This window comes from Actinoplanes philippinensis (assembly GCF_900113015.1).
Classification (GTDB): Bacteria; Actinomycetota; Actinomycetes; order Mycobacteriales; family Micromonosporaceae; genus Actinoplanes; species Actinoplanes philippinensis.
On the sequence record NZ_FONV01000002.1, the window covers coordinates 280,444 to 293,510 of the forward strand.

Genomic DNA, 13,067 nt, shown 5'->3' on the forward strand with positions numbered 1-13,067 from the left:
GCCAACGTTACGTATTTCACGGGAGCCCTGCAAACCGGCCCCCGGTGATCCACCCCACCGCCTGCCGGAGCTGCAAAAACCAAGATCAGCAGCGAGCGTACGATGCGCGGGGTGAAGTCCTCCACGGAGCGCCTTGCGTCCGCTTTCCTGGCCTCCCGCCCCGTTCGGTGGTGCGGGTCCTCGCTGCGCGGGCTGGCGCTGGCCTCGGTGATCGCCAACATCGGCATCATCGTCACCGGCGCGGCGGTCCGGCTCACCAAGTCCGGGCTCGGCTGCCCCACCTGGCCCCGGTGCACCGACGAGTCATATGTGTCGACCCCCGAGATGGGGATCAACGGGGCCATCGAGTTCGGCAACCGGCTGCTCACGTTCGTCCTCGTGGCGATCGCCGTGGCCTGCTTCCTCGGCGCCCTGGCCCGCCGCCGGCGCTCCCTGGTCAGGCTGTCGGTCGCGGTCGCGCTCGGCATCCCCGGGCAGGGCGTCATCGGCGGCATCACCGTGCTCACCAACCTCAACCCGTGGGTGGTCGGCCTGCACTTCATCCTCTCCATCGCGCTGATCGCCGGGGCGTTCGCGCTGTGGCGCCGGGTCGACGAGGGCGACGGCGAGCCGATCCTGCTGGTCCCGGCCCCGCTGCGACAGCTCGCATGGGTGACCACGGCGGCCGGCCTCGCGGTGATCGCGGCCGGCGTGGTGGTGACCGGCAGCGGCCCCCACTCCGGCGATCAGGGCGCCAAGCGCAACAACCTCGACCCCCAGCAGATCTCCCAGGTCCACGCCGACCTGGTCTTCCTGCTGATCGGCCTGACCGTGGCCCTGTGGTTCGCCCTCCGCGCCGTCGACGCCCCACCCTCCGCCGTCCGCGCCGCGGCGACGCTGTTCTGGGTCGAGATGGGCCAGGGATTGATCGGCTTCGTGCAGTACTTCACCCACCTGCCGGTCGCCCTGGTCGCCGCCCACATGCTCGGCTCCGGCCTGGTGTGGGTCGCCACCCTGTCGGTGCTGTGGTCACTGCGCACCCGGCCGGCGGTGGCTCCCGCCACGCCCACGCCCACCCCAGCCGGCACGGCCGAGCCGGTCCCCGCTTCCTGACACGCGCCCGCTCCCCGCTCCCCGCTCCCCGCCCCCGCTCCCCACCCCCGCTCCCCGCCCCAGAGGCCCCACCCCTACCCGTCCTCAGCCCTCGACCCCGGCCCCAGTCCCGACACAGGCACGGCCCCAGTTCCCCGCACAAACCAGCCCCGGCCACGGCCCACTCCCGGGCGCAACCTCGATCCCGGCCGCGAATCGCCGAATGCCCGGCCGCCGCCGAAACCCCGGCACGACCGAAGCCCAGGTGCCGCTCAAACCCCCGGCACGGCCGAGAGCTCAAGCGCCGCCGAAACCCACGGCACGACCGACAAAAGCCCAGGCGCGACTCGCGAAGGCATGGAACGGCAAGCAACAGGGGCCGGGCGCAAGGTCAAGTCCGGCCGACTCCCAGCGCTGCCGCAAGGCCCTTTGAGATGACTCTGGGAGCTAGCTATAGACCTTCCGCGGGGCCGGGCTTTCCAGATATGCACACCATCGACCGGCACAGCGCTGTCTCCCGCGCCGAGCGCTCGCGCATTCCGTGACGGGAAGATCGACATCAGCGCCTCCACGGCCCCGGCGGCACGCCAAGAACGCTGAGACAGCTTTCCGCGCCGCGAGCGGCACACCAGGAACGCCAAAACAGCCGGGAAGCAGCCACCACGCGCCGCTCGAACAGGCCGACGAGGCCAGTGGCACACCGCGAACACCAAAACAGCCGCGAAGCAGCCACCACACGCCACTCCAACAAGACCACGACGCCAGCGGCACACCAGGAACATCAAAACGGCCGGGAAGCAGCCACCACGCGCCGCTCGAACAGGCCCACGAGGCCAGTGGCACACCGCGAACACCAAAACAGCCGCGAAGCAGCCACCACGCGCGGCTCGAACAGGTCCGCGACTCCAGCGGCACACCAGGAACACCAAAACGGCCAGGAAGCAGCCACCACGCGCCGCTCGAACAGGCCCACAACGCCAGCGGCACACCACGAACACCAAAACAGCCAGGAAGCAGCCACCACGCGCCGCTCGAACAGGCCGACGAGGCCAGTGGCACACCACGAACACCAAAACGGCCAAGAAGCAGCCACCACACGCCACTCCAACTAGACCACGACGCCAGCGGCACATCCGGAACGCCGAAGCAGCCACCGCGGGCCACTCGGACCGGGCCGCGATGGTGTGCGGTCAGATGCGGGCGATGATCGCGTCGGCCAGGCGCTCGGCCGCGCCGGCAGCCGTGCGCAGGAATAGTGACGGTTCGGTCAGCTCCAGCTCGATCAGGTGCGGCGTGCCGTCCGGGCCGGGGATCAGGTCGACCCGGGCGTACAGCAGCTGTTTGGAACCGCCGGGAACGGCGTCGAGGACGCGGGCGGCCAGCTCCAGCTCGGCCTGCGACGGGGTCCGTGGGGTGATGCGCTCGGACTCGATGTCCACGGTGACGTCACCCCGGACGGTGAGCATCGCGCCCTTACGGATGCCGTGGCTGAAGGTCAGCTCGCCGGCCTCGTCGGGAAGGCACAGCACCGCGGTCTCGCCGTCGGTGTCCACCGCGGACAGGTACGGCTGGATCATCGCGGTCCGCCCGGCGGTGGTGAGCCGGGTGACGTGCGCGGTGGCCTCGGCGAGCTGGCCGGGCAGCAGGTAGCGGGCGGTGTCGCGGCTGCCGGCGCTGACCGTGGGCTTGACCACCCACTCGCCGTCGGCCGGTGGCGCCCAGGCCTGGCCGGGCCCGACATACTCGGTCGGGATGATCGGGATGCCGGATGCGGCGAGGTCGCCGAGATATCTCTTGTCCGTGTTCCAGACGACGATGTCGCCCGGGTTGGCCAGCCTCGGCACCGACCGGGCCCACGCGACGAACGCGTCGGGCCGGTCGGTGTAGTCCCATGGGGACCGGATGACGGTGAGGTCGTAACCGGCCCAGTCGGCCTCCGGGTCGTCCCAGCGGACGACGTCGACGACGACCCCGCGCTCACGCAACGCGTCGCGCAGAGGCTGATCGTCGTCCCAGAGGTCGGGGAAGGCCGCGCAGGTGACCAGCGCGACCCGGGAGCCACGGCCCATCAGCGGGCCATGCTCCGGCGCGACATCGAACGCCAGAGGTCGTTGCTGGGCCGCATCTGCTCGAGGAGCTCCCGCTCCCACTCGTTCTCCACCTGCACGCCCGCGTGGTCGCACGCCTCACGCGCGACTCCGGTGTCGGGGGCGAACTGGTCGGACCACTCGCCGTCCTCTCCGACGAGGACGATGCGGGCGCCGCGCTTACCGACATACTCGATCACCGCCTTGGCGCCGCCGTGCCCGGCGGCGAAAGACTTGATCTCGGAGGTCAGTGTCGTAACGGAACCTTCTGCCATGCTGGGCAGCCTAAGCAGTCAAGGACGCCACGGTGTGCACCCTGATCGGTTTTTGTGACTCCAATTACCTGCAGGTTTCAAGATTTTGCGGATTGTTTTGTACAGATTACGCCCGAATTGTTCCAGCACCACGAATCCGCCCTTCGAGTGACGGACAGTAATTCATACTGCTGACAATCCGGGCATCCTGTGCGACGGATCAAATCAGAGCGTCAACGGCGACGGCCATGAAGACCACCGTGAGGTACGTGATCGACAGGTGGAACAGGCGCATCGGCTTGACCGCCGCGCCGCCCCCGGCCTGTCGCGCCAGCCGGATCGCCTCGAAGAGGAAGACGGCGCCCATGACGATGGCCGTGACCCCGTAGATGGGCCCGAGACCGAGCGGCCACGCGGCGAGCGAGGCGGCCACGGTGAGGACGGTGTAGAGGATGATCTCGAAGTTGACCCGCTTCATCGAGCGCACCACGGGCAGCATCGGGATGCCGGCACGGGCGTAGTCGTCCTTGTACTTCACGGCGAGCGCATAGAAGTGCGGCATCTGCCAAAAGAAGACAATCGCAAAAAGCGCCCAGGCCATCGGCGGGATGGTGTTCGTGACGGCGGCCCAGCCGATCACCACGGGAGCCGCGCCGCACACTCCACCCCAGAACGTGTTCGCCGGGGTCCGCCGCTTCAGCCAGAGCGTGTAGATGACGTCGTAGTAGAAGATGGAGAACGCCGTCAGAGCGGTCGCCAACCAATTGGTGAGAAGCGCCATCAGGGCGACGGAGATCACAGCCAGTGTCAGGCCGAAGATCAGCACGGCACGCGGCGTCATCTGGTTGGCCGGGAGCGGGCGTCGTTTCGTACGCCGCATCAGCTCGTCGATGTCACGGTCGATGTAGCAGTTGAGCGCGCTCGCCGCGCCGCCCGCCAGACCGCCGCCGACCAGCACGGCCGTGAATGTGACCGGGTCAGGCCACCCCCGGGCGGCCAGCATCATGGTCGGCACGGTGGTGACCAGGAGCAGTTCCACGATCTGCGGCTTGGTCAGGGCGAGGTACGCCCGGAACACCGCAACCCAGCTCCGCCGGGCCTCGACGCGCTCAGCGCGACCGGGGCGATCGGCACCGCCGGGCGTCCGCCGTTGGACGGGACGCTCGGTGATCATGCTCACGGACAGCCACCTTCCGGCATCGCCTGTATTTCGCGGCCGTTAATCGGGTGATGACCCGGCCGCCAACCCGGACAGCCTACGCGTAGCCGTTGATGCTGCTCGGGGCACCCGGCACGGGTGCACGCGGTCACACCCGTTGAACCGGCGTGTCCGCTCACAGCGTATGTGCCTAGTGCGTTCGCTGCGCAGACGTTTAGCCCGACTGGATAGGGTCAAGCCGAAAAGGGTTCCATAATTTTGCCCGAGGAGCAGAACCGACGTGGCTGCCACAGATCCCGCTCTCAACTGGTCCGACCTCGACCGCAAGGCGGTGGACACCACCCGGGTCTTGGCCATGGACGCCGTGGAGAAGGCCGGCAACGGCCACCCCGGTACCGCCATGAGCCTGGCCCCGGCCGCCTACCTGCTGTTCAACCGTGTCATGCGGCACGACCCCACGGACCCGGAGTGGGCGGGACGCGACCGCTTCGTGCTGTCCTGTGGTCACTCCAGCCTCACCCTCTACATTCAGTTGTTCCTCAGCGGTTACAGCCTGTCGCTGGATGACCTGAAGTCGTTGCGCCAGTGGGACTCGCTGACCCCGGGCCACCCGGAGTACGGGCACACCCCCGGCGTCGAGATCACCACCGGCCCCCTCGGCCAGGGCATCGGCAACGCGGTCGGCATGGCCATGGCGGCCCGCCGGGAGCGCGGCCTGCTCGACCCGGACGCCGCGGCCGGCGAGTCGCCGTTCGACCACCACGTCTACTCGATCGCCTCGGACGGCGACATCGAGGAGGGCGTCAGCCACGAGTCGAGCGCCATCGCGGCGGTGCAGAAACTCGGCAACCTCGTGGTGATCTACGACGACAACGAGATCTCCATCGAGGACGACACCCGGATCGCGAAGTCGGAGGACGTCGGGGCCCGCTACGAGGCCTACGGCTGGCACGTCCAGACGGTGAACTGGCGGGGCTCCGACCCGTACACCGAGGATGTCGAGGAGCTCTGGAACGCGATCCAGACCGCCAAGTCGGTGACCGACAAGCCGTCGTTCATCGTCCTCAAGACGATCATCGGCTGGCCCGCGCCGAAGAAGCAGAACACCGGCAAGATCCACGGCTCCGCCCTGGGCGCGGCCGAGATCACCGCCACCAAGGAGCTGCTCGGTTTCGCCGACGAGCCGTTCGCGATCGACGACGAGGTCGTCAAGCACGCGCAGCAGGTCGTCGAGCGGGGCCGGGAGGCCCGTGCCGCGTGGCAGCAGAAGTTCGACGCCTGGGCCGGCGGCAACGCCGAGGGCAAGGCCCTCTTCGACCGGCTCGCCACCCGGACCCTGCCGGAGGGCTGGCACGACGCGCTGCCCGAGTTCCCCGCCGACGAGAAGGGCCTGGCCACCCGGGCCGCGTCCGGCAAGGTCCTGAAGGCGCTCGCCCCGGTCCTGCCCGAGCTGTGGGGCGGCTCCGCCGACCTGGCGGAGAGCAACAACACCACCATGGAGGGTGAGCCGTCCTTCATCCCCGCGGAGTACGCCACCGACGCGTTCCCCGGTCACGAGTACGGCCGCACCCTGCACTTCGGCATCCGTGAGCACGGCATGGGCTCGATCCTCAACGGCATCGCGGTCCACGGCGGCACCCGGCCGTACGGTGGCACGTTCCTGGTCTTCAGCGACTACATGCGTGGCTCGGTCCGCCTGTCCGCGCTGATGAAGCTGCCGGTCGTCTTCGTGTGGACGCACGACTCGATCGGTCTCGGCGAGGACGGCCCGACGCACCAGCCGATCGAGACGCTGACCGCCCTGCGCGCGATCGTCGGCCTCGACGTGGTCCGTCCGGCCGACGCCAACGAGACCGCGTGGGCCTGGCGTGGCGCCCTGGAGCACACCGACCGCCCGACCGCGCTCGCGCTGTCCCGGCAGAACCTGCCGACGATCGACCGTTCGAAGTACGCGTCGGCCGAGGGCACTCTCAAGGGCGGCTACATCCTGTCCGAGGCGTCCGGCGGCACGCCGAAGGTGATCCTGATCGCCAGCGGCTCCGAGGTGCAGTACGCCTTGACCGCCCAGGAGCGCCTGGAGGCCGAGGGCACCCCCACCCGGGTGGTGTCGATGCCCTGCCAGGAGTGGTTCTTCCAGCAGGACGTGGCATACCAGCAGCAGGTTCTGCCGCACGGGGTGAAGGCGCGTGTCACCGTGGAAGCGGGCATCCGGATGAGCTGGGACCGCATCCTCGGCGACGTCGGCGAGGCGGTCAGCATCGAGCACTACGGCGCCAGCGCCCCGGCCAAGGTCCTGTTCGAGCAGTTCGGCTTCACCGCTGACAACGTCGTCGCGAAGGCCCACGCCTCGCTGGCCAAGGTCGGCGAGATCACCGGAACAACCACGGGCAACTGACACTTCTACTAGTGCGTCATTCATTCAGGAGTTGAGGGAAATGACCGACAGACTGGCTGAGCTGTCCGCCCAGGGTGTAGCGGTATGGCTCGATGACCTCTCCCGGGTGCGCCTGACCAGCGGTTCGCTGGACAAGCTGCGCACCGAGCAGCACGTGGTCGGGGTGACCACCAACCCGAGCATCTTCCAGAAGGCGCTCTCCGACGCCGACGCCTACGACGAGCAGGTCCGTGACCTGGCCGTGCAGGGCGTGACGGTGGAGGAGGCGATCCGGCTGCTGACCGCCAAGGACGTCCGCTGGGCGGCCGACGTGTTCCGTCCGGCCTACGACGCCTCCAACGGCATCGACGGCCGGATCTCGATCGAGGTGGACCCGCGCAAGGCGCACGAGACCGAGGCCACCGTCGCCGAGGCGAAGACGCTGTGGTGGCTGGTCGACCGGCCCAACCTGTACATCAAGATCCCGGCGACGCAGGCCGGCCTGCCCGCCATCACCGAGGTGCTGGCCGCGGGCATCAGCGTCAACGTCACGCTGATCTTCTCGGTCGAGCGCTACCGCGCCGTGATGGACGCGTTCCTGGCCGGCCTGGAGCAGGCGAAGGCGAACGGCCACGATCTGTCCACGATCGGCTCGGTGGCGTCGTTCTTCGTCTCGCGCGTGGACACCGAGGTGGACAAGCGGCTCGACAAGATCGGCTCGGACGAGGCGAAGGCTCTCAAGGGCAAGGCGGCCATCGCCAACGCCCGGCTGGCGTACGAGGCGTACACCGAGGTCTTCGGCACCGACCGGTGGAAGGCCCTGGCCTCCGCCGGCGCCCACCCGCAGCGCCCGCTGTGGGCGTCGACCGGCACGAAGAACCCGGAGTTCCTCGACACGATCTACGTCGAGGAGCTGATCGCGCCCGGCACGGTGAACACCATGCCGGAGTCGGTGATCCGGGCGTTCGAGGACCACGGCACCACCCGCGGCGACACCGTCACCGGCACCTTCGCGGACGCCCACCAGGTCTTCGCCGATCTCGAGTCGGTCGGCATCGACATCACCGACGTGTTCAAGGTCCTCGAGGACGAGGGCGTCGAGAAGTTCGAGCAGAGCTGGAAAGAGCTGCTCGAGAACGTCGCGAAGACCCTCAAGGCCGCGTAAGCGCCGTCTACCGCAGCGGCCTGTCCTGTGGACAGGCCGCTGCGCACCCTCCAGAACTGGCAGGATGGCAACGTGGGTAATCCGCTGCGCACCGCACAGGACCGTCGGCTTCCACGGATCCCGGAGCCCTGTGCTCTGGTGATCTTCGGGGTCACCGGTGACCTGTCCCGAAAGAAGCTCATCCCGGCCGTGTATGACCTGGCCAACCGAGGTCTGCTTCCCCCCGGTTTCGTGGTGGTGGGCTTCGCCCGCGCCGACTGGGGCGACGGCAGCTTCGAATCACTGGCCTACGCCGCGGCGAAGAAGGGCGCTCGGACGCCCTGGCGCGAGGACGTGTGGCAACGGCTCAGCAGCCAGTTCCACTTCGTTCCCGGCTCGTTCGACAACGAAGACGACTTCGACAAGCTCGCCGAAACCCTCGACGATCTCCGGGTCCGCAACGGCATCGCCGGCAACACCGCCTTCTACTTCTCCATCCCGCCGGCCGCGTTCCCGCTGGTGCTCAACCAGCTCAACCGCACCGGCATGGCCGACCCGTCGAAGACCGGCGGCTGGCGCCGGGTCGTGGTGGAGAAGCCGTTCGGCCACGACTTCCAGAGCGCCGTGCAGCTCAACCAGCTGGTCGACGACGTGTTCATCCCGGAGGACGTCTTCCGGATCGACCACTACCTGGGCAAAGAGACCGTCCAGAACATCATGGCGCTGCGCTTCGCGAACAGCCTGTTCGAGCCGGTGTGGAACTCCAAGTATGTCGACAGCGTGCAGATCACCATGGCCGAGGACGTCGGCATCGGTACTCGCGCGGCGTTCTACGACGCCTCCGGCGCGGCCCGTGACGTCCTGCAGAACCACCTGCTGCAGCTGCTCGCGATGATCGCCATGGAAGAGCCGACGAGCTTCGACCCCCAGGAGGTACGAGCGGAGAAGCTCAAGGTCCTCAAGGCGATCAGTCTGCCGGCCGACATCAGCACCGGCTCCGTCCGCGGGCAGTACCTTCCCGGCTGGGTGGCCGGCGAGCGTGCCGTGGGCTACCTGGAGGAGCCGAACATCCCGGCCGACTCCACCACGGAGACGTATGCCGCGGTCCGCCTCGGCATCCAGAACCGGCGCTGGGCCGGCGTCCCGTTCTACGTGCGGGTCGGCAAGCGGATGCCCCGCCGGGTGACCGAGATCGCGATCCTCTTCAAGCGGGCGCCGCACCTGCCGTTCGACCCGGCCGACGTGGAGATGCTGGGCCACAACCAGCTGGTCGTGCGGGTGCAGCCGGACGAGGGTGTGGTCCTCAAGTTCGGCTCCAAGGTGCCGGGCACGTCGATGGAGGTCCGCGACATCGCGATGGACTTCCAGTACGGCGAGGCGTTCACCGAGTCCAGCCCGGAGGCGTACGAGAGGCTGGTCCTGGATGTGTTGATCGGCGACCGGACACTCTTCCCGGACGCCGCCGAGATCGAGCAGTCCTGGCGGGTCATCGACCCGCTGGAGGCCGCCTGGGCCGGACAGAAGCCGGAACCCTACCGGGCCGGCGAGTGGGGCCCGCGGGCCTCCGACGAGATGCTGGCACGCGAGGGCCGTACCTGGAGGCGGGCATGATCGGTCTGTGGGACACCACCGGCAACGAGGTCGTCAAGGCCCTCGCCGCGGAGCGGCGCAGCGCCGGCGGCGTGGCGTCCGGCCTGGCGCTGACGCTGATCGCGGTGGTCGAGGAGAAGAAGGTCCGGGAGGCCGAGGCGGCGGCCACCATCGCCGCCGCCGCGCACCCCTGCCGGCTGCTCATCGTGGTCCGCTCCGACATGGAGGGCCGCAGCCGGCTGGACGCGGAGATCGTCGTGGGCGGGCGTCTCGGCCCGGCCGAGGCGGTCGTCATGCGGATGTACGGCCGTCTCGCACTGCACGCCGAGTCGGTCGTGATGCCGCTGCTCGCCCCGGACGTCCCGGTGGTCACCTGGTGGCACGAGGAGCCGCCGGCCATGATCGCCAACGACTTCCTGGGCGTGGTCGCGGAGCGCCGGATCACCGACAGCGCGCAGGCGCCCGACCCGGTGGCCGCGCTCAAGCAGCGGGCCGTCGACTACGCGCCCGGCGACACCGACCTCACCTGGACCCGGATCACGCTGTGGCGCACCCTGGTGGCCGGCGCCTTCGACAGCACCGAGGCCCGGGTCGTCGGCGCGAAGATCGTGGCGCCGGACCGTGACCCCACCGCCTGGCTGATGCTGGGCTGGCTCAAGTCGCGGCTGGGCATCGAGCCGACGCTGGAGCACACCGACCGGGCGCCCCGCCTGCACTCGGTGGAGCTGCAGTGCGAGAACGGCGACTGTGTCCGGGTCACCCGCGAGGAGGGCACGGCGCTGTTCAGCCGGACCGGCCAGGAGGATCGCTACATGCCGCTGCCGAAGCGGCCGGTCGGTGACGAGCTGGCCGAGGAGCTGCGCCGGCTGGACGCCGACCAGATCTACGCGGACGCGCTCGGCGCCATGGCCGGGCTGTCCGGCCTGGATCACCGCAACCCGAACCGGGTGCACGTCTGGAAGGATCCGGCGCTCGCCGCGATCGCCGGTTCCGCCGCCTGACCCGTCAGGTCCACCGGGTGGCTTCGCGCGGTGTCTCACGAGCGGTGAGACACCGGTGAGAGCCACACGCCAACAGCAACGAGGCCGCCTGCCGCACTGCGGCGGGCGGTCTCTTCATAAGGAGACGCAATTGACTGAGACCGTGGTCGTGGTGGTTCCGGACGCCGACATCCTGGCGTCCACGGTGGCGGCACGGCTGACCATCAAGATCATCGACGCGCAGGCGGTGCACGGCACGGCGAGCGTGGTGCTGACCGGCGGCCGGGTCGCGGCGAAGGTGCTGCGCGCGGTCCGGGAGCTGCCCGCCTCCGCCGCGATCGACTGGTCCCGGGTGGACCTGTGGTGGGGTGACGAGCGGTTCCTGCCGTCCGGCGACCCGGACCGCAACGAGACCCAGGCCCGCGAGGCGCTGCTGGACAAGCTGCCGCTCGACCCGGCCCGGGTGCACGCCATGCCGGCCTCCGACGGCCCGGACGGTGAGGACGCGATCGCCGCCGCCGCCCGGTACGCCGCCGATCTGGCCGCCGCGGCCGGGCCGGGCGCCTCGGTGCCCCGCTTCGACGTGCTGATGCTCGGCGTCGGCGAGGACGGGCACGTGGCGTCGCTCTTCCCCGAGCACCCGGTGCTGCAGGAGACCGGCACGACGGCGGCCACCTTCGACAGCCCGAAGCCGCCGCCGGTCCGGGTCACCCTCACGCTGCCGACGATCCGGAGCGCCGACGAGGTGTGGCTGATCGCCGCGGGACCGGACAAGGCCGCCCCGATCGGCACGGTGCTGTCCGGCGGGCATCTGCCGGCGGGGAACGCGACGGGCGTACAGAAGACGCTCTGGCTCTTGGACCAGGCTGCTGCGGCGAACGTTCCCGCTCAGCCGTAACCGGCCGGGGTGGTGGCTCGCGGCGCGATGCGCGCCGCGAGCCGCTCGGTCCCGGAAGGCGTCCGACCACACCGCGGGTCATTCCGGGCCGCCGGAAGGCGTCCGACCGCGCCACGGAGACATTCCGGGCCACCAGGAGCCGTCCGACCGCGCCACGGAGACATTCCGGGCCACCAGGAGCCGTCCGACCACGCCACGGAGACATTCCGGGCCACCAGGAGCCGTCCGGCCACGCCACGGAGACATTCCGGGCCACCAGGAGCCGTCCGACCACGCCACGGAGACATTCCGGGCCGCCAGGAGCCGTCCGACCACGCCACGGAGACATTCCGGGCTGACCGGAGCCGTCCGACCGCGCCGTGGGTCACCGTGAAAAGCCCGGCCACCGCCTGAACATGGCGTGAGTCACTATGAAGGGCCGGATCCCGGGGTTGCCTTCGGCGGCGGGCCGGCCGTCTCGGCGCCCGGCGTCGCCTCGGGCACGCCGGTGACCGCCTCCTTCTCCGTCGAGCGGGACGGCGTGCCCGGTGGGGCCGACCCGCGCGAGACCGACGGTGTGGGGTCGGTGGCCTTGGTGGACGGCTTGGCCGGGGTCGAGGGCGCCGACGGCGCGGTGGTCACGGGGTTCGCCGGCTGGACCGGTGTGGGCTCGGGTGAGCCGGGGCCCAGCGCGAGGGCCAACGCCACGGCGGCGACCGCCACCCCGGCCGGCAGCGGCAGCCAGCGCCACAGGCGCAGCCGTTCGCGGGGCGCCGCAACGGTCGGCGGCGTCCCGAATCTCAGCCGCTCCTGGGTGATCTGACCGGCTCGGGCGGCCAGCGCGCTGCGCAGCCGCAGTTCCAACTCGTCGGTCACCACTCCCCCAATGGACCTTCATCGGCCTGCCGGGCCGCCGGATCCCCGGCACGCGGGGCGTGGCCCAGTCGTGCGCGCAGGATGGACAGCGCGCGGTGCGCCGTCGACTTGACGGTGCCTCGGGACACCCGCAGCGTGTCGGCGATCTCCGCCTCGGACAGCTCCGACCAGTAGCGCAGCACCAGCACCTGGCGCTGCCGTGCGGTCAGCCCGCGCAGCGCCGCGAGCATCTCCCGGTCGCCGACGCCGAGCAGCGCCTCGTCCTCCGCCGCCGGAAAGTTCTCCGGCGGCGGAGGCAGATAGGCGCGAGCGGTGCGGCGCCGGCGCAGGGCCGAGCGCGCCGCGTTCGTCACACCGGTGATGAGGTACGCGTTCGGGTCCGTCACCCCGCGCAGGTCGGGCCCGTGCCGCCGATAGAGGGCGGTGAACACGTCCTGCACGATGTCCTCCGCGGTGGGCAGGTCGTCGACCATCAGCACCGCCAGCCGCACCATGCTGAGCCGCCGGCTGTGGTAGAGCTCGTTGATCGCCGGCGGCGTCTCCGGGACGCCACGACCGGCCGCCCGCACACCGGCGGAGAGTCCGCGCAGCCAGGCGCGCAGCGAAGGAAACGGCAGAACGGAGATCACAGGCGCAGCCCCGGGGGTCGAGTGAC

Annotated in this window: 11 protein-coding genes; 6 read left to right on the forward strand and 5 right to left on the reverse strand. The window is 70.1% G+C overall.

Annotated features, from left to right (window positions below; translation table 11 throughout):
* The first annotated feature begins 102 nt into the window (after window positions 1-102).
* Entirely contained in the window at window positions 103-1,092 is a 990-nt protein-coding gene (locus tag BM290_RS04850) for a COX15/CtaA family protein (RefSeq protein ID WP_093610413.1), read from the forward strand.
* Window positions 1,093-2,261: 1,169 nt separating this feature from the next.
* Here BM290_RS04850 and BM290_RS04855 read toward each other — a convergent pair.
* From BM290_RS04855 to BM290_RS04865, 3 genes are all read right to left on the reverse strand, one after another.
* Complete coding sequence (locus tag BM290_RS04855) at window positions 2,262-3,140, reverse strand: ATP-grasp domain-containing protein (RefSeq protein ID WP_093610415.1); 879 nt, start codon at window positions 3,138-3,140, stop codon at window positions 2,262-2,264.
* Window positions 3,140-3,433 carry a hypothetical protein gene (locus BM290_RS04860; RefSeq protein ID WP_093610417.1) on the reverse strand — a complete coding sequence of 98 codons (294 nt, stop codon included), beginning with the start codon at window positions 3,431-3,433 and terminating at the stop codon, window positions 3,140-3,142. The genes BM290_RS04855 and BM290_RS04860 overlap by 1 nt, the downstream gene beginning before the upstream one ends.
* 199 nt (window positions 3,434-3,632) lie before the next feature.
* Complete coding sequence (locus BM290_RS04865) at window positions 3,633-4,592, reverse strand: heme o synthase (protein ID WP_373871027.1); 960 nt, start codon at window positions 4,590-4,592, stop codon at window positions 3,633-3,635.
* Between the two features lie 259 nt (window positions 4,593-4,851).
* Between BM290_RS04865 and tkt the strand changes: the two genes are divergently transcribed.
* The 5 genes from tkt to pgl all read left to right on the forward strand — a co-directional run bounded on the left by tkt (window position 4,852) and on the right by pgl (window position 11,557).
* Complete coding sequence (gene tkt / locus BM290_RS04870) at window positions 4,852-6,966, forward strand: transketolase (protein ID WP_093610421.1); 2,115 nt, start codon at window positions 4,852-4,854, stop codon at window positions 6,964-6,966.
* A gap of 40 nt (window positions 6,967-7,006) precedes the next feature.
* Window positions 7,007-8,110 (forward strand): transaldolase, encoded by a 1,104-nt coding sequence (gene tal, locus BM290_RS04875; protein ID WP_093610423.1) that lies wholly within the window; start codon window positions 7,007-7,009, stop codon window positions 8,108-8,110.
* A 72-nt stretch (window positions 8,111-8,182) separates the two neighbouring features.
* Complete coding sequence (gene zwf, locus BM290_RS04880; RefSeq protein WP_093611195.1) at window positions 8,183-9,700, forward strand: glucose-6-phosphate dehydrogenase; 1,518 nt, start codon at window positions 8,183-8,185, stop codon at window positions 9,698-9,700.
* A complete protein-coding gene (locus BM290_RS04885) occupies window positions 9,697-10,680 on the forward strand; it encodes a glucose-6-phosphate dehydrogenase assembly protein OpcA (protein ID WP_093610425.1) in 984 nt (327 codons plus the stop codon). Before zwf ends, BM290_RS04885 begins: the two co-directional genes overlap by 4 nt.
* Window positions 10,681-10,810: 130 nt before the next feature.
* Window positions 10,811-11,557 carry a 6-phosphogluconolactonase gene (pgl, locus tag BM290_RS04890; protein WP_093610427.1) on the forward strand — a complete coding sequence of 249 codons (747 nt, stop codon included), beginning with the start codon at window positions 10,811-10,813 and terminating at the stop codon, window positions 11,555-11,557.
* A gap of 408 nt (window positions 11,558-11,965) precedes the next feature.
* Here pgl and BM290_RS04895 read toward each other — a convergent pair whose 3' ends face one another.
* Together BM290_RS04895 and BM290_RS04900 are read right to left on the reverse strand one after the other, a co-directional pair.
* Window positions 11,966-12,412: a hypothetical protein gene (locus tag BM290_RS04895; RefSeq protein ID WP_143133619.1), complete on the reverse strand. Its 447-nt coding sequence runs from the start codon at window positions 12,410-12,412 to the stop codon at window positions 11,966-11,968.
* Window positions 12,409-13,041, reverse strand: coding sequence for an RNA polymerase sigma factor (locus BM290_RS04900; RefSeq protein ID WP_093611197.1), 633 nt, complete (start codon window positions 13,039-13,041; stop codon window positions 12,409-12,411). Before BM290_RS04900 ends, BM290_RS04895 begins: the two co-directional genes overlap by 4 nt.
* Between the last annotated feature and the right edge of the window lie 26 nt (window positions 13,042-13,067).